The sequence below is a fragment of the Pseudomonadales bacterium genome, assembly GCA_024234435.1.
GTDB lineage: Bacteria > Pseudomonadota > Gammaproteobacteria > Pseudomonadales > Porticoccaceae > JACKOF01.
In genome coordinates this window covers 1481360-1502247 of record JACKOF010000001.1, presented here as the reverse complement: position 1 = coordinate 1502247, position 20888 = coordinate 1481360, and the positions used below count along the sequence as shown (strand labels likewise).

Here is a 20888-nt window from a genome sequence, read left to right as displayed (position 1 = left end):
TCCATGACCGGGTCCGTTGCCGACAGCGGCTCAATACCGGCGGCTGTGCAGCAGGAAGCATGGCAACTCAAAACAGACTTGTCCGAGCACAACCACCGTTACTATGTGCTGGATGACCCTTCAATACCTGATGTCGAGTATGATCGGTTAATGCGCCGATTGGTGGAATTGGAGCAACAGTATCCAGCTTTGTGCGCTGAAGATTCACCTACCCAACGGGTTGGTGCGCCGCCGCTCGATGCCTTTACTTCTGTTGTTCACGAAATTCCCATGTTGTCGCTTGATAATGCGTTCAGTGATGATGAAATGATCAACTTTGAGCGCCGCATAGTGGAGCGTCTGAATTATCGTGAAAAGCTGGAGTATGTCGCCGAACCCAAACTTGATGGGGTAGCGGTAAGCCTGCTTTATCTGCAGGGTGTACTTGTGCGCGGAGCAACCCGGGGCGATGGCCGCAACGGGGAGGACATTACGCAAAATGTCAGAACCATTGCATCCATACCACTGCGACTGAGAAGTAACCGGATACCCGACTTGCTGGAAGTGCGAGGTGAAATCTATCTTCCGAAAGCCGGATTTGAAAAGCTGAACCAGCAGGCGCGCGCTGAAGGTAAAAAAACGTTTGTTAATCCTCGCAATGCAGCGGCGGGCAGCTTGCGACAGCTCGACTCAAGAATTACGGCTACAAGGCCGCTGCAAATGGCGGCTTACAGCTTGGGGCGAGCTGAAAGCTGGCCTACAGGTATCGTTGAGCCGAGCACGCATTTTGACATGCTGCAACAGCTGAAAGACTGGGGTTTTCTGGTCAGTGATAAAGTGGCTCGTGTTGAAGGTGTTGAAGGTTGTCTTGAGTATTATCGCCAGCTTTCCGGGTTGAGAGATGAACTGGATTACGATATTGATGGCATTGTTTATAAAGTCAATGATCTGTCTTTACAGCAGAGGTTAGGGTTTGTTGCTCGCGCCCCCCGCTGGGCCATTGCTCGTAAATTCCCCGCTCAGGAGGTGATGACCAAATTGCTGGATGTCGAGTTTCAGGTTGGTCGTACCGGAGCGATAACGCCTGTTGCCCGGTTGGAACCTGTTTTCGTGGGTGGCGTCACGATAAGTAATGCCACACTGCATAATCAGGATGAAATTGAACGGCTGGGGCTGAAAATTGGCGATACAGTGGTCGTTCGTAGAGCCGGTGATGTGATTCCTCAGGTGGCAAATGTCGTCACAGAAAGGCGGCCTGAAGATACCAGAGATATTGTGTTTCCCTGCACTTGCCCGGTTTGCCAATCACCATTGGAAAAAGGTGAGGGTGAAGCTGTGTTGCGCTGTTCTGGTGGCTTGATTTGCGCGGCTCAACGAAAGGAAGCGATTAAGCATTTTGTTTCTCGCAAGGCGATGGATGTGGATGGTGTTGGCGACAAGCTGATCGAACAGCTCGTTGACCAGCAGTTGCTTAATTCTGTAGATGATCTCTATCGGCTAGAGCTGGATCAGCTGGCCGGGATGGAGAGGATGGCGGAAAAATCGGCTCAAAATGTGCTGGATGCATTACAGGCATCAAAGACAACCACCTTGCCGAGATTCCTCTATGCACTGGGTATTCGGGAAGTGGGTGAGGCCACGGCACGTGCTCTGGCTGAACACTTTGGCAGTCTGGAGAATATTCGACAGGCCAGCCAGGAGCAGCTGCAGGAAGTGGCAGATGTGGGGCCTGTGGTGGCGCATTTTGTTGAAGAGTTTTTTCAGCAGCCGCATAATTTGGCGGTGATCGATAGCTTGCAGGCGGCGGGGATACACTGGCCAGATATCGAGCCTGCAGATGATCATCTTTTACCGCTGATCGGCCAGACTTGGGTATTAACAGGCACCCTTGAATCGATGAGTCGCACTGAGGGTAAGGAGAAACTTCAGCAACTGGGTGCTAAAGTCGCTGGCAGTGTCTCGGCCAAAACGTATTCAGTAGTTGCTGGCCCTGGAGCGGGTTCAAAACTGGCTAAAGCGGAGAGTCTAAAATTGCCCGTGCTGGATGAAGCCGAGTTTCTGCAATTGCTTAAACAATACGGATTGCATCAGGATGGTTAAATGAACGATAGCGTCAATTCAACAATCGGGAACGAGTCAGGTAAATGGAAATGAATCAGGAGTCTGTGGTTTACGGTTGTATTAAAGACTCTGCGGATAACGGGGTTGCGGAACGTCGCCAGGTGAATAAAGCAGCGTTGTCTTCTTTACCGGCCGCAGAGTCGTGGCCGATTATCAGCCGTGAAATGTTCTCTACCCCTGAAACACAGGATGAAATATCCCTGCATACCCATGTGACGCATTTTGGTGCTTCCTATCAGGGAATTGAATATGAATGGAAACACTGGTTGGAGCAGTTTGAGAACCTGTTGCGCAAGATGTACTGGGTGTCGGCTACGGTACACCTGGAGACAGAAATGTCTGGTACTCACTCCTTTATCTGGCACACCGATAAGGGTGAGCATCAGCCAGGAGTTAATGACATTAAAATCCGCTGTGAATGGATTCATGACGCCTGATGGCTAGGGGGCGGATTAAACACAGAGCTGCGATAACGGTTGCGCTGCTGGCTTCCGTTGCATTTGTTTTTGCTGCGGTATACGTCTATCAGGTTCCCGGCGAGACAGTTATCCAATATTTATTGATGATTCTGATTCTTCTGTTGGGTGTCATGGCCGTTGCGGCTGTACTGGTAGCCATGAGTGTGATTGCCCGCAAATATTTTAAATCCTGATAATGGGGTTTGGTAGTTGAATAGCCCGGTTTCTTCAGCGCAAAACAGTTTCCGTCCCTATTTGAATGCTATCGGTAGTGCTCATACTTCCGAGGGCATCAGGCAGGTAGTTTTCCCGTGGCTGGTTGTCGGGGTGTTGGGGCTGTCGGCGGACAAGCTGGGTCTGGCGCAGATGGTGATGATGCTGCCCAACCTTTTGCTGTTGCTGTGGGGCGGCGCTATTTCCGACAATCGACACCTGGGCAGCTATCTGTTCAGGCTTTATCTGCTCTACAGTGTTCCGTTTATTGTTTTGATCGGCTGGTCTTTGTTATTCGGTTTTTCCTTTGTCTTGATCATTGTATTCGGTTTGTCTTTTGGTCTGATAACACCCTTTGTGCAGCCCGCCAAAGAAAGCTTACTTGCGCAGGTGACAGCGCAGGCAGTGCAGGGAGCCATTGCCAAGACGACTTTCGTACAGTTTTCTGCTAATTCTGTTGGTATTCTTATCGCCAGTCTCATGGAGCAGGTTGGGCTGTATGCGCTCTTAGTTGCTCAAGTGGTGATGTATGTCGCCGCAGCCTATTTTTTCCGAAACTGTCACTCTGAAACAAACGTTCTTGCAAAAAAAACGACAACACTCAGGGATGTGGTTTCCGGGGTGCAGCTGGTGTGGGGCAATACCCAGTTGAGACAGCTCATGTCGCTGGTGGCAATTACCAGTTTTGTCGGACTGGCAGTCTATCTGGTAGCCATTGCGTTTTTGGCGCGGGATGTTTATCAGGGCGGGGCATCATTTTTTGCGGTATTGCAATTTTGTTTTATGGCCGGTGTTGTGGTCGCCAATGGGTTGTTCATCCGCTTTCACCACTTGTTAAAGCGTCTCGGCAGAGCCCTGTTGCTGTGCTACGTATTCAGGGCAGTGTTGTTATTGCTGATATCGTTGCGATTCAGTGCCGAGTGGGCAGCGGCTCTGGTGTTTATCTGGGGGTGTTTTTACGGTTTATCCACAACGTTGGCACGATCCCTGGCTTTTAGCGAAGCTCCTTCGGAGTACCGTTCGAGGGTAGTGTCTATTTTTCAGCTCTGTCTGTTTGGTGCAGCTCCCTTTGGCGCGTTTGCGGCAGGCCTGCTGGTTGAAAGTCTGGGAGTGCTGGTCGCCATTAAGATTTTGAGTGGTGTGATTTTATTGACTGCGTTGGTGGGTGTTTTCAAAGGGCCGCTGTGGAATTTCAGGCATTGATGTCTAAAAAGCAAGGCAGGCTGAAAGCCTTTTGAAACAGGGTCACCTATAGTGTTGTTCTGAAGGCAAGCAAGGCTGCGGTAATGGCTACATTCAGTGATTCGACACCATTGTGCATGGGGATTCGAATAAAATAGTCGCAGGTCTTGTTTACTTCCGGAGATACTCCGTGCGTCTCGTTTCCCAGCACGTAAACAGTGGGGCAATGCTGCTCAAAATCAGCCAGTGTCTGCTGACTGTGCGAGGATAACCCGCATATCGTTGCGCCATTCCCTTTTAATGATAAGAGCCCTTTCGGCAGTGATGGGCAGCGGATGATTCGGCTTTTAAAAATAGTGCCTGCACTTGCCTTGATTACGAGCGGTGAGATACTGGCAACCCCTTTTTCCGGTAGCAGTATCCCGTGTGCAGGGCTGGCACATACGGAACGGATGATCATGCCCAGGTTTTGCGGGTTTGTGACGCCATCGAGTGCAATCAGGGTATAGTTACTTTTCGGGGCACTTCTCAGGAAGTCATCCAGTTGACAGTGGTTTGGACACTGAAGGTCGGCCGCTACACCTTGATCCTGTTTGGCATTTTTGGAGATTCGCGACAGCGCTTCTTTACTGTGGAAGACAACCTCGATTTTTCGGCGTTCGGCCAATAGCTGGATCTGGTTCATGATGCCACCGGATTTGTTGGACTGGGCAAGGTGTAACCGGAATACCGGTATCTGCTCATCCTGCAGTGCTTCCAGCACAGGTTTGCGACCATAGATCGTTAACATTCGGCTGAAAAACCGTTTGCGCTCGAGGTAGTCAGCGTGGTCAGTTTGTGGGTTCATGCCAGCACTCTGCTTCATGCAGCAGTGAAAGATAGGTTTGCACAGCGGTTACAAGTCCCATTTCGATGGCGTCAACGGTTAGAGCGTGGCCAATGGAAACTTCTTGCAACCCCGGGATTGTGGCGTAATGGGGCAGGTTGTTCAGGTTGAGATCGTGTCCAGCATTAACACCCAGCCCGATTTTTGTGGCGTAAGAGGCTGCTTCCCGGTGTTGATGCAGTAATGACTGAAACAGAACTTCATCATTCTGGGCGGCAGCGTAAGGGCCGGTATAGAGCTCTATTCTGTCCGCTCCAATCAGCTTTGCCTGTTCAATCTGCCGGATTTCCGGGTCCATAAACAGGCTGACACGCATGCCTTTTTGTTGTAACCGTTGAATAATGGGCCTGAGTTTTTCGCCAGTCTGGAAAAGGTCAAAACCGTGATCGGAAGTGAGCTGGTCATCGACGTCCGGCACCAGCGTGCATTGATCCGGCATTGTTTCTTCAACAAGTTCAATAAAGCCGGGATAGTCGCCGCGAGCATCCGCAAAAGGGTTGCCCTCTACATTGAACTCGACTGATGATAGGGGGGTGACCAGTTGACTGAGCTGGCGCACGTCGTTGGGGCGTATGTGGCGCTGATCCGGGCGAGGATGAACGGTAATGCCATTGACCCCTGCATCAATGCAGATTTTTGCGTGTTTAAGCAGATCCGGGTAATTGCCTTCACGGGAATTACGAAGCAGGGCAATTTTATTCAGGTTGATGCTCAGTGCGATCACAGGTCTGCCTGCTGATGGGCATCCATGCGAGCTTTCTGAATCATGATTGGCTGCCTGGGCAGATGTTGGTGAATGCCTGCACGTTTTACCGGTTGCTGGCTGATTTTCCGTACAACGCCCATTCCCTCGACGACCTCACCAAAGACCGTGTAACCAGGTGTTGTCGGTGTGGCATCCAGGTTCTTATTGTGGCTCAGGTTAATGAAGAACTGGGCGCGGGCTGAGTCGGGATCTGATGTTCTGGCCATCGCAATAGAGCCGGGTTTATTAACAAGACCATTACCTGACTCGTTGATGACAGGAGCGCCAGGCTCACGAGGGTAGAGGTCAAACCCGTAACCGCCGGCCTGTATGACAAAGCCCCTTACTACCCGATGAAAGATCACGCCATCGTAGTAATAACTGTTTACATAGTTGAGAAAGTTTTCCACTGTGGCCGGTGCTTTTTCCGGGTATAACGCCAGAACGATGTCGCCGTAGTCTGTTGAGAGCCTGACAACAGGTGATGATTGTTTTTGTGCCTGTAGGTTGTCTGCGGCATGAGCCGACAGTGCTAGTACAAGGGTACAGCACAAAAAGCAGATTGCGATAAACCGATGGATTAACCCCATTCGCTGAATTTTTTCCTGCGTTTTAGTCTGGGTATCAAAATGGTAAGTAGTGCACCCATAAATACTGAGAGGCCGCCATAGAGAAACCAGCTTTGGTGCTCATTACTGCGCAGTTGCTCATTGGTGGCGCTCAGTATATCGATTTCACCCTGCAGCATTCGGTTCTTTGTCAGTAGTTCTTCATTTTGTTGCTGGATAGAAATGGCGCTGGCAGAAATTTTGCGAATATTGTTGAGTTCAGCACTGATGCTGCCGCTTTCCGTTTGTACTGAAGTAAGCTGTGATGTCAGTGACTGATTAGCTTCGGTCAAGTCCTGCAACTGCTGTTGAAGAGCAATATTGTCAGCTTTGGTCGCCGCCAGCTGTTTTTCTACTTTGATTATCCGGTGCCGCGCAATTTGTTGCGTCACCAGATATTGAGTGGGCAGCCAGCCATCAAGTCCACCCGAAGTGGTGACATGGGTCCAGCCATCATTATTATCTTCTACCACCTTCAAAGACGTACCACTTTTCAAACCGTGATGCAGTATGGCGCAGCGGTTGCAGGGTGTTTTTCTCAGGGGCACACGCAGATCATCCGAAATATATCGGGTTTCAGCCTGGAGCCAAGTGGAGGCAAACAAAAGAGGTGCTGTCAGTAAAATGACGGCAAGTGTTTTCAGTATTGCTAGCCGGTTTGTTTGTCGCTGTCTTGTCATTGGGGTGTTCTTTTTTGAGATTATTGGTATGGGAGTGCCAATGTTGTAATACCGGTCAGGGTAGCACTTTTAAATAAGGCTTTACGGTAACTTTCCGGTAAACCCCTTCTTTCATGTAAGGGTCTGCATCGGCCCATGCCTGAGCAGATGTCAGTGAGTCAAACTCGGCAACGACCAGACTGCCGGTAAAGCCTGCCTCACCGGGTGCCTGGCTGTCAATGGCGGGGTGGGGGCCTGCGATCAGTAGTCGGCCATCGGCTTTCAGTTTTTCCAGCCGGGCCAAGTGGTCCGGGCGGGCAGACAGCCTTTTTTCGAGGCTGTTTGGAATATCTTCGCTGATAACGGCATACCACATATAGAGATCCGGTTTTATCGATTGCTAGTGTTTGTGACGAATAATCTCTTCAAGAGGCAGGCCGGTAAGATGGGTAATGCCTCTGAACAGGTAGAACAGCGCGCCCATCATGACCAGCATGCACGGAATTGCGATGACGGGAAAGCTGAGGGCAGTCATTTCACCCAGTTGTTCGTTAAACTCTACAGAGCCAGGTTGTCCTGTCACGATAGTCGTTGCCAGGATGTAATTCAGCACTGCGGACAGGAAAAAAGAACCGGCAATCAGCCAGGAGGCCCTGACGAGGCGCAGCTCAAACTGGCCCCTGGAGTGTTTTTCTTCCAGAGCCAAAGCGATGCGGTCAGTTTCAAGAATAGTGTCGTTATACAGAAAGGTTTTTACCAGGGGCCAGGGTGTTTTGAGGGAAATCATGGTGGCAATGCCAAATATCGCAGGGATAGTTGCTTCCTTTATAGCGATGTAGGCGGGGTCCAACTCCAGCAGCCCTATTCCGCCCGTTAACAGTACGCTGATAAAACCTAACGCCGAGAAGAAATTGACTTTTCGGCTTTTATGAAATTCTTTTACCCCATATGCAATGGGGAATAACAGTGCCGTCACCAATGCCAACTGAGTGCCAAGCCAGTTGTCCCCGCTGAGCTTTGTCAGGATTAATGTGGGAATAACGATGTTAAAGGCGAGGTTGGCCAACAATCCGGGTTGCTGAGTCTGGCTGTTTTGGCTTGAAGTCATGATGGCTGTTTGCTGTTATGTTCTAAGGACTGCTACGAAAGGCAGCTATTGTAAGGGATTTTCTTCGCCTGTCGAGCTGTTCACAAAACGGGTGAGAGCCAAACGATAATATAGCTAAACACTTGAAAAGGCTCTGGAAATAGAGTGATAATGACGAAATCATAACAACAACGTTAAGAAAAAAATATAACTTGTTGAAAAATAAGAGAATTAAATTATGCCCGTTTTTGAAGCGAAAGAGGAAAAGACAGGGATAGCAGAAATAAATGCCGAATTTGGTGATTTATTGATCAATTATCTCGAGCAACTGGGTGTTGAATATATATTTGGTATTCCCGGTGGGGCAATTGAACCTCTTTACAATGCCCTGGCGCGCAGTGAAGCCAGGGGTGGGCCTCGCGCAATAGTGGCTCGCCATGAAACCGGCGCAGCCTTCATGGCTGATGGCTATTCCCGCAATACCGGCAAGCTCGGTGTCTGCTGCGCGACGACGGGGCCAGGTGCTACCAATCTGATTACAGGGGTGGCGTCAGCTTATGAAAATAATATTCCCTTACTCGTGATTACTGCGCAAACGGCGCTATCAACGTTTGGTCGAGGGGCCTTTCAGGAGTCTTCCTGCACAGGTGTTAATACCGTCGGAATTTTTGAGCACTGCACCCGATACAACACTTTGATATCGCATGTGGATCAGTTTGAAACAAAACTGGCTACGGCAATAATGACCGCTTTTCAGGCGCCGATGGGTCCCGTACATATCAGCGTACCTTTGGATGTTATGCGTTCGGTTGCTCCCACCCATAACCCCAGCTACAACCTCCCCAAGCTGCTGCACAAACCGTCGTTATTGGATGACGATGCAGTTGAAGAACTCTACGAAGAAATTGTGCATGCACGGAAACCGGTGTTTTTGATTGGCGATGAAGCTGGCGAAGCCATCGGTACTATTCTCACCCTGGCAATGAATCTCGAAGCCTTGGTAGTAGTAACACCTCATGGGAAAGGTCTGGTCAGTCCGTACCATCCTCTTTTCAGGGGCGTCATTGGTTTTGCGGGGCATCAAAGTGCTATGGACGCACTTTCCGATCCAGCCGTTGATAAAGTGATTGCCGTTGGCGCCAGTCTTGGGGAGTGGGCCACGAATGGCTGGGATCGAACCGCACTGTTAAATCAACGGTTAATACATGTTGAGGAAGCGGAGTCGAATCTCACCCGGACGCCGATGGCCAGGCTGCATGTGAGGGGACGTTTGGAAACCATTTTTGAAAAGCTGTTGATGCGTTACGAAAATGACCCCAGAACACAGCTTCATGCGGTCACTGAGAATACGCCCGTCACAAAAACTGCAGAGCCGAAATCACCTGAGCGTCACTTCACACTAAACGAAGAAGACAAGCATTACGCCGACGCTACACCAATAAAACCCCAGCGGTTAATGAGGGAATTGCCGCGTTTGTTTCCACCAAATACCAGCTATCTGGCCGATACCGGCGCAAGCTTCGCGTGGGCAACGCACTACCTGCACCCGTTTGATCGTCGTATGAAGGGAAAACGCAATTCCCGGGGAGGTCTGTTTCGAGCGTCATTGGACTTTGCTTCCATGGGGTGGGCAATAGGTAGCGCTGTTGGTACTGCTTTTGCCAAACCCGGAGAGCCGGTAGTCTGTATCACCGGAGATGGCAGCATGCTGATGAACGGTCAGGAAATTACCGTGGCGGTTGAGCATAAATTACCCGTGGTGTTTGTCGTGCTCAATGACAGTGGCTACGGTATGGTGCGTCACGGACAGCGCTTAACCGGAGCTGAACAGATCGGGGTCGACATCGCGAAAACCAATTTTGCCTCTCTTGCCAGAGCAATGGGTGCTGATAGTTATGTAGTCTCATCGCCACAGGATCTGACGGATCTGGATATCAAGTCAATGTGTAACAGGGCAGGGCCCACCCTGCTCGATATCCGGATTGATAAATCAGAAATCCCCCCCATTGGTATGCGAACAGAGGCAATCAAGCAGGATGTCTGAAGAAAAAAAACAGGAAAAAATTACTACTAAAATCTGGCGGGAAGAGCCGGAATCCGACAACCCTTTCGCAGCTTCGGTCTGTTATTGCTCTGGCTTTGATGTGTATGGTGATCTGCTAGGGAAAGCCAGCTATATCGAGTACCTTTACCTCCTTTTTAAGCTGGAACCGCCGACTCGTGAGCAGGCGAAATTACTGGAGGGGCTGGCCGTTGGTCTGGCTAATCCAGGGCCGCGGGATCACAGTGTCAGAGCAGCTATGAGTGCCGGAGCAGGTGGTTCAACCCATGCTTCTGCGCTAATTGCCGCTATTGGTGTCGGTGCCGGCAACCTCAACGGTGGCCGGGAAGTTTACACCGCGATTAATTATTGGCGACAGTGCGGGGCAGACCTGGATGCCTGGGTAACAATGATTAAAGAGCCACCGGTGGAAGAGCGCGCCGATGTCTGGCATCACATGGAGCATGCACCCGGGTTTGACCCAAATGGTGCCAGTTGCCCCAAGCCGGTGAGACAGTTTCTGGAATACTTATCGTCAGTGTCACCCGGTGGCTCTCTGCTCTGGCTGAACAAAAATCGTGAAGCACTTGAGAAAACAGCTGACTGCCCATTGGCTATGTCCGGTGTTGCTGCAGCGGCTTTGAATGATCTTGAGTTCACGGCAGACCAGGCTGAAATCATCTATATGTTACTACGTCTTCCGGGTGCAGCGGCACACTCTCTGGAGCAGGAAAAACTTGGCTGGCGGCGTTATCCGTTTTTTGCCGATGGTTTAAAGCTGACCAACGACCCTGGCCCAGTAAATGATAAGAAGGAATCAGTATGAAAGGCCCCGAATTATTAGCCCACTACGAAGACAACTGGGAAACTGATATGGGGGCCTGGTTTCCGGGTGAAAGGGTGGTTTTAAGGGGGAAAGACCTCTTCTCTGAATTTGGTGAAAGCTCATGGATGGAGTATTTGCTATTTATTGTTACTGGGAAAAGGAACCCCGAATTGGCGAATTTGATTCAGACTATTTGGGTGTTGAGTACAAGTTATCCGGACCCTAGATTGTGGAATAACCGTGTGGCCTCTTTTGCTGCTTCTAGCAGAAGTACAGGAGTCCTGGCTCTTTCATCTGGAGTTGCTGTCTCTGAAGCGACGATTTATGGGTTGAAGCCGATTAAAGGTGCAACTGATTTTTTTATAAGGGTGAAAAAAAAGTTGCAGCAAGGTGATTTTCTGGAAGAAATCATTACAGATGAGCTTGTTAAATATAAATCAGTATACGGGTACGGACGTCCCATGGTGGCGCAAGATGAAAGAGTTGTACCCGTGTTGATGCTAGCAAAGAGATTGGGTTTTGATAAGGGTGAATATTTAGACTTAGCGTTTGATGTCGAAAAAATACTTAGTGAAAAACATAGAATGAAAATAAACATTGCTGCCGTATACGCAGCATTGATGGCTGATGCTGGGTTGTCTGCAATTGAGGCATATTATATGGCGAGCTTGTCATTTACAGCAGGCATGCTCGGACCTTTTGTTGATGCTCTGGATAAGCCTGAAGCTGCTTTTTTTCCGCTGTCTGTAAATCGATTGAGGTGCTCAGGTTTTACTGAGACTAGAAAATGGGGAGACATGAAATGAAAAAAAAGTTAAGTATTATATTATCGGCGCTATTAGTGAATGGATTCTCATATGCGAGTGAAGAAGTAGGCGCTGAAGAAGAATTATTTCCTTTTTTTGGCGGTGAAGAAATGATTAGTATTGCTACTGGATACAGTAAAGCCATTTCTAAAGCTCCTGCTGTTGCCTCTGTCATTACCTCTGAAGACATAAAAAGAATGGGTGCGACGGACATAGATATGGTTCTCGAAACTATCCCCGGACTTCACGTGGCTAGAGATGTGGTTGCTCATAACCCTATTTATACTTTTAGGGGCATATACGCTGATTTCAACCCTCAAGTTTTAATGTTGATTAATGGGGTTCCGGTAACTAACTTATTTCATGGTGACAGAAATCTGGTATGGGGGGGGATGCCTGTTCAGGCCATTGAAAGAATTGAAGTTATTCGTGGCCCAGGGTCAGCTATCTATGGAGCGGATGCTTTTGCTGGTGTAATTAATGTGGTCACAAAAGGACCGGAGGATATATCCGGGGTGAGCTCGGGAATAAGATACGGCAGCTTTAGAACTAAAGATGCTTGGTTATCTGTTGGCGATTCAGCAGGGGGGGTTAAATACTCTGCAGTTATCGAGATGCATAAAACTGAGGGACAAGATGAAAAGATTGAAGCTGATGCTCAATCTTTATTGGACATGCTGTCGGGAACAAATGCGTCTTATGCTCCTGAATCGATGAACTTGGGAAGAGAAAGTTGGGATGCAAGGTTTCAATTAGATTACAAGACAGTGATTGTCAGGGCGGGCGCGCAAGTCAGAAAGAATGTTGAAAATGGAGCTGGAGCGGCACAAGCTTTAGATCCGGTGAATCGCTTTGGCAGTGAAAGGCTGAACGCAGATGTAACCTTCCAGGATGAATTATATGGTGGGGATTTAGAATTTATGGTTCAGTTAAGCTACCTGCAAACTTCTCAAGAAGTTGAAGATGATCTGGTTTTATTTCCCCCAGGCTCTACAGGACCATTTGCTCCTCCTATAGGGATTTTTGCTAATGGAGTAATTGGAGACCCTGAAGTATATGAGAAACATACAAGGTTTAACTTTTTTGTGGACTATCATGGGTTCTTAGAGCATAAACTGCGAATGGGGGCTGGTTACTACTACGGAGATGTTTATAGAGTTGAAGAAGAGAAGAATTTTGGTTTCCGGCCAGACGGCTCTGTCATTATGCCTGGGGAAGCAAAGGTAAACGTAAGTGATACCCCATACGTGTTTTTGAGAGAAGATGACCGGGAAAACAAGTTTATTTATTTTCAGGATGTGTGGCAGTTAGCTAATGACTGGGAATTAACGGCGGGTATTCGTTACGATCATTATTCTGATTTTGGCAGTACAACAAACCCTCGAGCCGCATTGGTGTGGTCAGCTCGACATGATTTAACTGTTAAGGCTCTTTATGGTGAAGCGTTCAGGGCACCGTCTTTTGGGCAAACTAGGGCTATCAATAACCCCTCTATTTTGGGGAATCCTGAATTAAACCCAGAAACAATAAAAAGTTATGAAGTAGCATTTGATTACCGACCAAGATACGACCTGTCTTTGATTGCTAACCTTTTTTATTATAAATGGGAAGATATCATTCAATTTATTCCTGACCCTGGTGGCAGTAGAACAGCGCAAAATGCAGGTGAACAACTGGGGCATGGCATGGAGTTTGAGGTTAAATGGGAAGCATCTGAAAACTTGACGTTATCCGGAAATTTCGCCTGGCAAAAATCCAAGGATGAAAATCTGGATGCCGATGCTGCCAATGCTCCGGAGAAACAGCTGTATGGACGCGCTGATTGGGATTTTGCGGAGGACTGGAATTTGAACCTTCAGGCTAACTGGGTGATGGGTAGAAACCGGGTGAAAGGTGATCCGCGCAATGAGATTGATGATTATGTGTTGGTCGATTTAACCATGCGTCGAACCAACTTGTGGAAAAATTTTGAAGCAGCACTGATGGTCAGGAACCTTTTTGATGAAGATGCCAGAGAACCTTCGCCTAACGGTGATCCTGTGCCTTTTATCCCCGATGACCTGCCACTAGCAGGAAGAAGTATTCTGGGTGAGTTGAGGTATCAGTTCTAACTGATGAGTTGTCGTTAATCTAGCAAGGACAGGGATGCATACTCTGCTAATCTTCTTAATGCGAAGGCGACACTTTTTTTTCAAAGTGTTGCTTTCGTTGCTTTTATTTTCCTCAGTATCCTTTTCCCAGGAAGGTAATTCAGTGGCACTTGTGATTTACCCCCAGATTAGAGAACCCTTCTCGAAGGTGTTTGATGATATTGTTTTAGGATTTGATGAGCAGTTCAACGGTACAACCAGACGTTTACGCGTGCAAAAGAGTGACACTCCTGAAACTATTGCTTCAGGGCTGCAGGTGCATAATCCGCAGGTGATTTTGGCGCTGGGGAATCGCAGTTATGACCTTTATAAATCATCCAACAGCGCACCCCCTGTGCTATTGGGTGCTGTTGCGGAAACGGAGGAGCATATTACGGGTGTTTCCATGATTCCAGATGCGGAAGTTGTGTTGGGGCAGATGTTGAGCTTTTCACCGGGGGTGAAAAAAGTGTATGTCATCAGGCAGCGAGGCAGACTCGATCCTATGCTCTCTGTGGCAAAGCGCTATCTGGAAAAGCGTAAAATAATACTGGAAATCAGTGAGTGTGATGACCTGCAGCAGGGAGCCAGTGCCTACCGTCAGGTGCTGGATGACGCTGTTGAAGGTGATGCGATCTGGGTTTTGCCAGGTTCGAGACTGTTGGATAATGCCGTTTTGTCCTTGGCGCTGAATACCGCATGGCAAAAAAATTTGGTGATGTTTTCTTCAAACCCCTTGCATGTGAAGCGGGGTATGCTGTTTGCGGTTTATCCGGACAACAGGGGAATGGGGGCGAGCCTGGGGAGGCTTGCCAATGAAACACTTTCTGGAGAAAAGCTGTCGGGCATGATGCCGTTGAAAGATGTACTGATCGCGGTTAACGAGAGAACCAGTCGTCACCTCGCGATTGAATTGACTAACGAAATGAAAAGCAATATCGATTTGTTGTTGCCAGCGAGATAATTTTGGCTGAACCGGAAAGCACTAAAACCAAACCACGCACGCTGACGTTTCGCAAACAGCTGGCGATTGGCTTTACACTGGGTATTCTAGTGCTTGCTCTTGCGACTTCTCTGGGCGTGACCAATATCTCCAATGAAATGGTGCGTAATCAGCAGATACAGCAAGGGCTGAAAATTGCAGAATCTTTTGCACAGCAAAGCAAATTGGCGTTGCTTTATCAAAGCAACGAGTTGGCAAAAGATGTCGGTGATGGCATCAGGGAGTTTCCCGGGGTTATTGGTATTCGGATAACCACGATTGAAGGCACAGTTCTTTATCAGTCGGGAGAGATTGACAGTTCCCTGAAGCTATTTGACGAGACTTCTGAAAAGAAAACCCAGCTGGTATCCCTGGACAGCCAGGATCAATGGACGTTCATGGCTCAGTCGCTATCAGATGATTTGCAGGGCGATGACTGGTCTGAAATTTATGGCGAAGGTGAAGAGTCTCAGGGAGCCCTCCCTCTGGGTTTTGTCACCATCAGTATTGGTCAACAGGCTCTTAGAGAAATGCAGAGCAGTATTCTGCAAAGTAATCTGGCTATCTCCATCATTGTTGGTGCCGTGTTGTTGCTGTTGTTGATTATGTTGTCTCGCAGAATCACGAACCCTCTGGAAAGGCTATCCCAGGTGATGAAGCGGGCCGAAGGCGGTGACAGCCAGGCTCGTGCAGAGCTGAGAGGGCCTGTCGATATTGTCAACATGCAACACGCTTTTAATACCATGATGGAAGTGCTTGAAAAACGTGAAGGGCAGTTGATGCATGCGCGGGATGCGGCTCTGGAGTCAGCGCGAGTCAAAGGGGAATTTGCGGCAAACGTAACACATGAACTCAGAACTCCAATGAATGCCGTGCTTGGCATGATGGAATTGTTGATGACGATGGGGCTTAACGCCAAGCAGAAGGAGTATGTTGAGACAGCGAAGCAGTCGGGCGAAAACCTGCTTGAATTAATTGATGATATTTTGAATTTTTCTGAAATTGAAGCCCAGAAAATCGAAATTGTTCCGGTAGACAGTTACATCCACGAGCTGCTGGACGATGTGGTTAATTTACTTTCCAGTTCTGCATTAAAGAAAAAGCTGGATCTGGGTTATATCGTTGCCAAGGATGTGCCCAATGTTGCCTACGTAGACGCCTCGCGATTGAGCCAGGTGTTGATTAATCTGGTGGGTAATGCCATCAAGTTTACCTCGAAGGGACAGGTTTGCATTCGGGTCAAAATGTTAGTTGGTGATAGTGGCGATCAGGCGCTCTGTTTTGAAGTGGTGGACACGGGTATCGGTATCAGTCCGGAAAACCAGCAGAAAATTTTTGAAGCGTTTACTCAAGCTGATTCCTCGACAACCAAAGAGTATGGTGGCACCGGTTTGGGTTTGTCCATCAGTCGTCAGATTGTTGAGCTGATGGGTGGAAATATTGATGTTACCAGTGATATCGGTTCAGGCAGTGTTTTCTGGTTCTCTATACCGTTAATGCAATCTCCAACAGCGGTGTCTCTGGATGAAGGCGAGGTTATTGCTGATCAACCATTAGGTGACTTGCGTGTATTGGTGGTGGATGACAGTGCAATTGTTCGGGAATTTGCCCAGCAGCAAATTGAACAAATGGGGTTTCAGGTGTCGTGTGCTGAAACCGGTCTGTCAGCGCTGGATCTTGTCCGCAATTCAGAGAGTCATTTTGATGTTATTCTGCTTGATCAGGAAATGCCGGGGTTGAAAGGCAAAGACTTCCTGATGTTGACGAGAAGGGAAGAGAGTCTGTCTAAAGCGTTGATTGCCTTGCTTGTTAATCCCTGGAGCGATGTTGCTTCTGATCATGATGGTATTCCACAGCTTCCGAAGCCGCTGTTGTCAGATACGTTGCGCGACTTTTTTCAAAACCAGCTTAACGGGGTTCCCTCTAAGCAGAGTAACATCCCTCAAGAGGACGCATCTCCCAGTCAGATATTCACCTCTATTAAGAAAGTCCTGGTGGTTGATGATAACCGCCCGAACCAGCAGGTTGCCTCGGGAATGCTGGAGCGACTGGGGTGCAAAGTCGATGTCTGTTTTGATGGTAAGCAGGCAATTGATGAAATTGTTCGTCATCGCTATGACGCTGTATTAATGGATTGCCATATGCCAGTGATGGACGGCTATGAGGCTACGCGCCAGATTCGTATGTATGAAGCCGGTGACGAGGTATTGCCGATCATTGCAATGACCGCCAATACGGGGCAGGACGAGGTTAGAAAGTGCCTTGATAGCGGTATGACAGATTTCCTCTCCAAGCCTTTGCGCCTTGAAGACTTGAGAAAGACGCTATTAAAAGCTATCCCTGAGGGGCAAAGCTCTGTCGAAGAGGTAATGACTGCGCACGAGCCTGCTGCCCCATTGCAGTTTGTCGAGAAAAGTTTTGATCCGCAGGTCCTTAAAAACCTCAGAGACAGTGTTGGCGAAGTTGTCAGCGCGATGATAGAGGCTTTTCTGGAAGATACGCCGGTATATGTACAGTCATTGAGAACAGCCCTCGCAGAAGGTGATGCCAAACATGTCCGCGAACTGGCTCACACCATCAAGGGAAGCGCTGCGAATTTTGGTGCTGATAAAGTTGTGCGCATCAGTAAAGAACTGGAGGATATGGGTGCCAATAACGCTCTTGATGAGGCAGGGCAACAGCTGAATAAACTGACAGAAGCATATGAAGCCCTCAGTAAGGATCTGGAAGGCCAACTGCTTGGCGGGGCTTCAGAGCACCATCATTCTGAAGCATACAACCTTCTGATTGTTGACGATGATCGATCCATGAGGCTGGCTCTGGCCAATGTGTTTGACAGTGAAACCTATGCCATTGAGCAGGCCAGTAATGGCATCCACGCTATTTCGATATGTAAGCGGCACATGCCGGATTTGATTCTGATGGATGCCATGATGCCGGAAATTGACGGTTTTGTTGCCTGCCAGCGCATCAGGGAACTGCAGGGTGGTGCCGATGTACCTATTTTGATGATTACAGCGCTGGACAATGAAGAATCTATTGTTGAAGCTTTTAAATCAGGGGCGACGGATTATATTCCCAAACCCGTGCACTTTGCTGTTATGAAGCAAAGAGTGCAGCGGCTGGTTAAGGCCAGCAAAGTTGAAAAGCATGTGAAAAAGCTGGCCTATCACGACCCGTTGACTGGTCTGCCAAATCGCGCCCAGCTCATGCAACAGCTACGCGTGATGCTGAATCGGGCGAATCTGGAAAACGAAAAGGTAGCCATTCTGTTTTTGGACCTGGATCGCTTTAAAATGATCAACGACACCCTGGGTCATGATGCCGGAGATGTATTGTTAAAAGCAGTTGCAGACAGGATTCGCCGCTGTGTTCGTGATCAGGACTTTATTGCCCGCTTGGGCGGTGATGAGTTTACTATTGTGCTGGAAGGTGTTTTGAGCGAAGAAGATGTCTCCAGAGTGGCACTCAAAATCTGTGAAACCCTGGCTCAACCATTTGTGTTTCTGCAACAGAAAATGTTCGTAACAACAAGTATTGGCGTTTCCATGTTTCCGGAGCATGGTGCTGATACCGGATCATTACTTAAGCACGCTGACTCGGCGATGTATACAGCAAAAGAAACCCGCAACGGTTTCTGTTTCTATCAGGAAGGAATGGAAGATGAAATTGCCCGTCGGCTCGAGCTGGAAAGGGAGTTGCGAATTGCTATTGACGACGATCAGCTGGTACTGCATTTACAGCCGCAGATGGATTTGAATACCGGTGCGATTGTTGGTGCAGAAGCATTGGTGCGTTGGGACCACCCCAAGCACGGTTTGCTGGGGCCAATAGAATTTATTCCCATGGCAGAGGAAACCGGGCTGATCAATCAGATTGGGAACTGGGTGCTGGAAGAGGCTTGCCGTCTTATTCGCTTGTGGCAAGGGAAGGGGCGTCTTTTTAAGCTTGCCGTGAATCTTTCCGGGCGGGAGCTGCTTGAAGTTGGATTGCAGAAAAAAATCACCAAATTGTTGAATAAATATGATATTCCTGCAGATTCTCTGGAGCTGGAAATTACTGAAAGCATGATCATGGAAAATCCTGAGCAGAATCAGCAGGAGTTGCTGGCACTTAAGGATATGGGCGTGACCGTGGCTATTGATGATTTTGGCAGCGGTTTTTCTTCGCTGAATTATATTAAACGCCTACCGGTTGATGTCCTGAAAATTGACCGGAACTTCATCGTTGATATTGAAACCGACCCCAATGACAAAGCCATTGTTACCGGGATTGTGGCGTTGGCTAAAAGTCTGGGTTTGACAACGGTTGCAGAGGGTGTTGAAACCGAGGCTCAGAAGCAATTGCTGAAAGAGCTTCAGTGCGATACTTTTCAGGGATACCTGCTCAGTAGGCCAGTACCTGCCGATGAATTTGAAAAATCTTTTCTGCACTACAGTGAAACGGAAACGGTATAATCTGCTTTCCATCTTCTCAGCTTTATTTCCTACATTTGATTGTCTGTGTGATAATTGCCCCGCGTTCAGTTAGCCTGTAGCCACCTGCGTTGTCCACTAGTTCATTACTTCTTCGTCAATTAAGAAAACAGTGTTGATATGAGTCAGTTTTTTGCGATCCATCCGGATAATCCGCAGGCACGCCTGGTTCGGCAGGCGGTGGACATCATTCGCCGCGGAGGCGTAGTGGTATACCCCACAGATTCGGCTTATGCGCTGGGTTGCCATATCGGCGATAAAAAAGCACTGGATCGAATACGCCTGATTCGTAAACTGGATAAGCACCATAACTTTACGCTGGTGTGCCGGGATCTCTCTGAATTGGCGGTATACGCCAAGGTCAGCAACCAGTTGTACCGTTCAATCAAAGCGCATACACCAGGACCTTATACGTTTATTCTGGAGGCTACTGCCGAAGTACCAAGGCGGGTTATGCACCAGAAAAGGAAGACGATAGGCTTGCGAGTACCGGAAAACAGGATAGCGCTGGCGTTGCTGGAAGAATTGAACGAGCCGATCATCAGTACCACTTTGCAATTGCCAGGGGATGAGTACCCTTTAACCGATCCTTATGATATCCGCGATGTGCTGGAACGGCAGGTGGAGCTGATCATTGATGGTGGCTACTGTGGAATGGAACCCACCAGCGTGATCGATATGAGTGGCGATGAAATATCCATCCTTCGAGAGGGTATGGGCGACGTAACCGATTTTCAGTTGTGAATCTGGTCGTTCTGCCCATTAACGGTATAATGCCTCCTTTGCGAAAAAATAGCGCGTATGTCCACCGAATCTTCATCTGAACCCCATTTGCCAGTCGCTCCTGCGCATCCCGAGCAGGCAGAAATGCCTTTTGCCATGGTTTATGGGCAGGGTATTACCCAGTTGCCCAAGGATTTGTATATCCCGCCAGAAGCGCTGGAAGTGATACTGGAGGCGTTTGAAGGGCCGCTGGATTTACTGCTTTATCTGATCAAACGCCAGAACCTGAATGTGCTTGAAATCAATGTGGCGGAAATTACCAGACAGTATATGACCTACATTGAGATGATGCAGGCGATTGAGCTCGAGTTGGTGGCCGAATATTTGCTAATGGCGGCAATGCTGGCCGAGATCAAATCACGCATGCTGCTGCCTCGACAGAAAACCGTGGAAGATGAAGAAGATCCCAGAGCCGAGCTGATCCGGCGATTACAGGAATATGAACGTTTTAAACAGGCGGCGGAAGATATTGATGCCTTGCCTCGGATCGGCAGAGATGTTTTTCAGGCCTCAGCCAGTGAGCCGGACCGTACTAAAGAGCGGCCTCATCCAGAAGTGGATATGAGAGAGCTTATAGTGGCGCTGGCAGACGTGCTGAAACGGGCAGAGATGTTTGAAAGTCATCATGTGCAATTTGAGGTACTCTCCACCCGTGAGCGCATGTCGCAAGTATTGGACAGGCTTCGCGATGGCCAACAGTTCGTACCTTTTGTCAGCTTGTTTACGTTGAGCGAAGGTCGTATCGGTGTTGTTGTTACCTTTCTTGCCTTAATGGAATTGATCAAAGAGGCGCTGGTGGAAATTGTTCAAAGCGAATCTTTTGGGCCTATTCACGTCAAGGCCAGATGAACGACAGCGTTATATGACGCAAGCGCAATGATATGGTTACCTGAAGGTAAAGAGTTAAG

18 protein-coding genes are annotated in these 20888 nt (G+C 48.6%); 12 read left to right on the top strand and 6 right to left on the bottom strand.

The genetic code is table 11. From position 1 onward, the window contains the following. Positions 1-3 precede the first annotated feature (3 nt). The 4 genes from ligA to H7A02_06970 are packed head-to-tail and all read left to right on the top strand — an operon-like array spanning position 4 to position 3974. Entirely contained in the window at positions 4-2079 is a 2076-nt protein-coding gene (ligA, locus tag H7A02_06985) for an NAD-dependent DNA ligase LigA (GenBank protein MCP5171988.1), read from the top strand. Positions 2080-2129: 50 nt separating this feature from the next. Beyond that, the gene (locus tag H7A02_06980; protein ID MCP5171987.1) at positions 2130-2537 is read left to right on the top strand and encodes a hypothetical protein; all 408 of its coding nucleotides are present in this window, start codon (positions 2130-2132) and stop codon (positions 2535-2537) included. Beyond that, positions 2537-2752 (top strand): hypothetical protein, encoded by a 216-nt coding sequence (locus H7A02_06975; GenBank protein MCP5171986.1) that lies wholly within the window; start codon positions 2537-2539, stop codon positions 2750-2752. Before H7A02_06980 ends, H7A02_06975 begins: the two co-directional genes overlap by 1 nt. A gap of 16 nt (positions 2753-2768) precedes the next feature. Then, a complete protein-coding gene (locus H7A02_06970) occupies positions 2769-3974 on the top strand; it encodes an MFS transporter (GenBank protein ID MCP5171985.1) in 1206 nt (401 codons plus the stop codon). 46 nt (positions 3975-4020) lie between these two features. Here H7A02_06970 and H7A02_06965 read toward each other — a convergent pair whose 3' ends face one another. Genes H7A02_06965 through H7A02_06940 form a run of 6 tightly spaced genes read right to left on the bottom strand, consistent with a single transcriptional unit; the run spans position 4021 to position 7959 of the window. Further along, complete coding sequence (locus H7A02_06965) at positions 4021-4800, bottom strand: RNA methyltransferase (GenBank protein ID MCP5171984.1); 780 nt, start codon at positions 4798-4800, stop codon at positions 4021-4023. After that, entirely contained in the window at positions 4784-5563 is a 780-nt protein-coding gene (locus H7A02_06960) for a pyridoxine 5'-phosphate synthase (GenBank protein MCP5171983.1), read from the bottom strand. Before H7A02_06960 ends, H7A02_06965 begins: the two co-directional genes overlap by 17 nt. Next, positions 5560-6174 carry a peptidylprolyl isomerase gene (locus tag H7A02_06955; GenBank protein MCP5171982.1) on the bottom strand — a complete coding sequence of 205 codons (615 nt, stop codon included), beginning with the start codon at positions 6172-6174 and terminating at the stop codon, positions 5560-5562. The genes H7A02_06960 and H7A02_06955 overlap by 4 nt, the downstream gene beginning before the upstream one ends. After that, entirely contained in the window at positions 6165-6872 is a 708-nt protein-coding gene (locus H7A02_06950; protein ID MCP5171981.1) for a TIGR04211 family SH3 domain-containing protein, read from the bottom strand. Before H7A02_06950 ends, H7A02_06955 begins: the two co-directional genes overlap by 10 nt. A gap of 55 nt (positions 6873-6927) precedes the next feature. Next, the gene (locus H7A02_06945; GenBank protein MCP5171980.1) at positions 6928-7227 is read right to left on the bottom strand and encodes a YciI family protein; all 300 of its coding nucleotides are present in this window, start codon (positions 7225-7227) and stop codon (positions 6928-6930) included. Between the two features lie 24 nt (positions 7228-7251). Then, positions 7252-7959, bottom strand: coding sequence for an MFS transporter (locus H7A02_06940; protein ID MCP5171979.1), 708 nt, complete (start codon positions 7957-7959; stop codon positions 7252-7254). A 217-nt stretch (positions 7960-8176) separates the two neighbouring features. On the opposite strand from H7A02_06940, the gene H7A02_06935 reads away from it, so the two are divergent. From H7A02_06935 to H7A02_06900, 8 genes are all read left to right on the top strand, one after another. Beyond that, on the top strand, positions 8177-9982 hold the full coding sequence (locus H7A02_06935; GenBank protein ID MCP5171978.1) for a thiamine pyrophosphate-binding protein: 1806 nt from the start codon (positions 8177-8179) through the stop codon (positions 9980-9982). Beyond that, positions 9975-10805, top strand: a complete 831-nt coding sequence (locus H7A02_06930; protein ID MCP5171977.1) for a citryl-CoA lyase — start codon at positions 9975-9977, stop codon at positions 10803-10805. The genes H7A02_06935 and H7A02_06930 overlap by 8 nt, the downstream gene beginning before the upstream one ends. Next, a complete protein-coding gene (locus tag H7A02_06925; GenBank protein MCP5171976.1) occupies positions 10802-11611 on the top strand; it encodes a hypothetical protein in 810 nt (269 codons plus the stop codon). The genes H7A02_06930 and H7A02_06925 overlap by 4 nt, the downstream gene beginning before the upstream one ends. Next, on the top strand, positions 11608-13722 hold the full coding sequence (locus H7A02_06920; GenBank protein ID MCP5171975.1) for a TonB-dependent receptor: 2115 nt from the start codon (positions 11608-11610) through the stop codon (positions 13720-13722). Before H7A02_06925 ends, H7A02_06920 begins: the two co-directional genes overlap by 4 nt. 142 nt (positions 13723-13864) lie before the next feature. After that, a complete protein-coding gene (locus tag H7A02_06915) occupies positions 13865-14704 on the top strand; it encodes a hypothetical protein (protein ID MCP5171974.1) in 840 nt (279 codons plus the stop codon). A 2-nt stretch (positions 14705-14706) separates the two neighbouring features. Beyond that, on the top strand, positions 14707-19179 hold the full coding sequence (locus H7A02_06910) for an EAL domain-containing protein (protein MCP5171973.1): 4473 nt from the start codon (positions 14707-14709) through the stop codon (positions 19177-19179). A gap of 138 nt (positions 19180-19317) precedes the next feature. Beyond that, positions 19318-19941 (top strand): threonylcarbamoyl-AMP synthase, encoded by a 624-nt coding sequence (locus tag H7A02_06905; protein MCP5171972.1) that lies wholly within the window; start codon positions 19318-19320, stop codon positions 19939-19941. Positions 19942-19998: 57 nt separating this feature from the next. After that, positions 19999-20829 carry a segregation/condensation protein A gene (locus tag H7A02_06900; protein MCP5171971.1) on the top strand — a complete coding sequence of 277 codons (831 nt, stop codon included), beginning with the start codon at positions 19999-20001 and terminating at the stop codon, positions 20827-20829. The last annotated feature ends 59 nt before the right edge of the window (positions 20830-20888 follow it).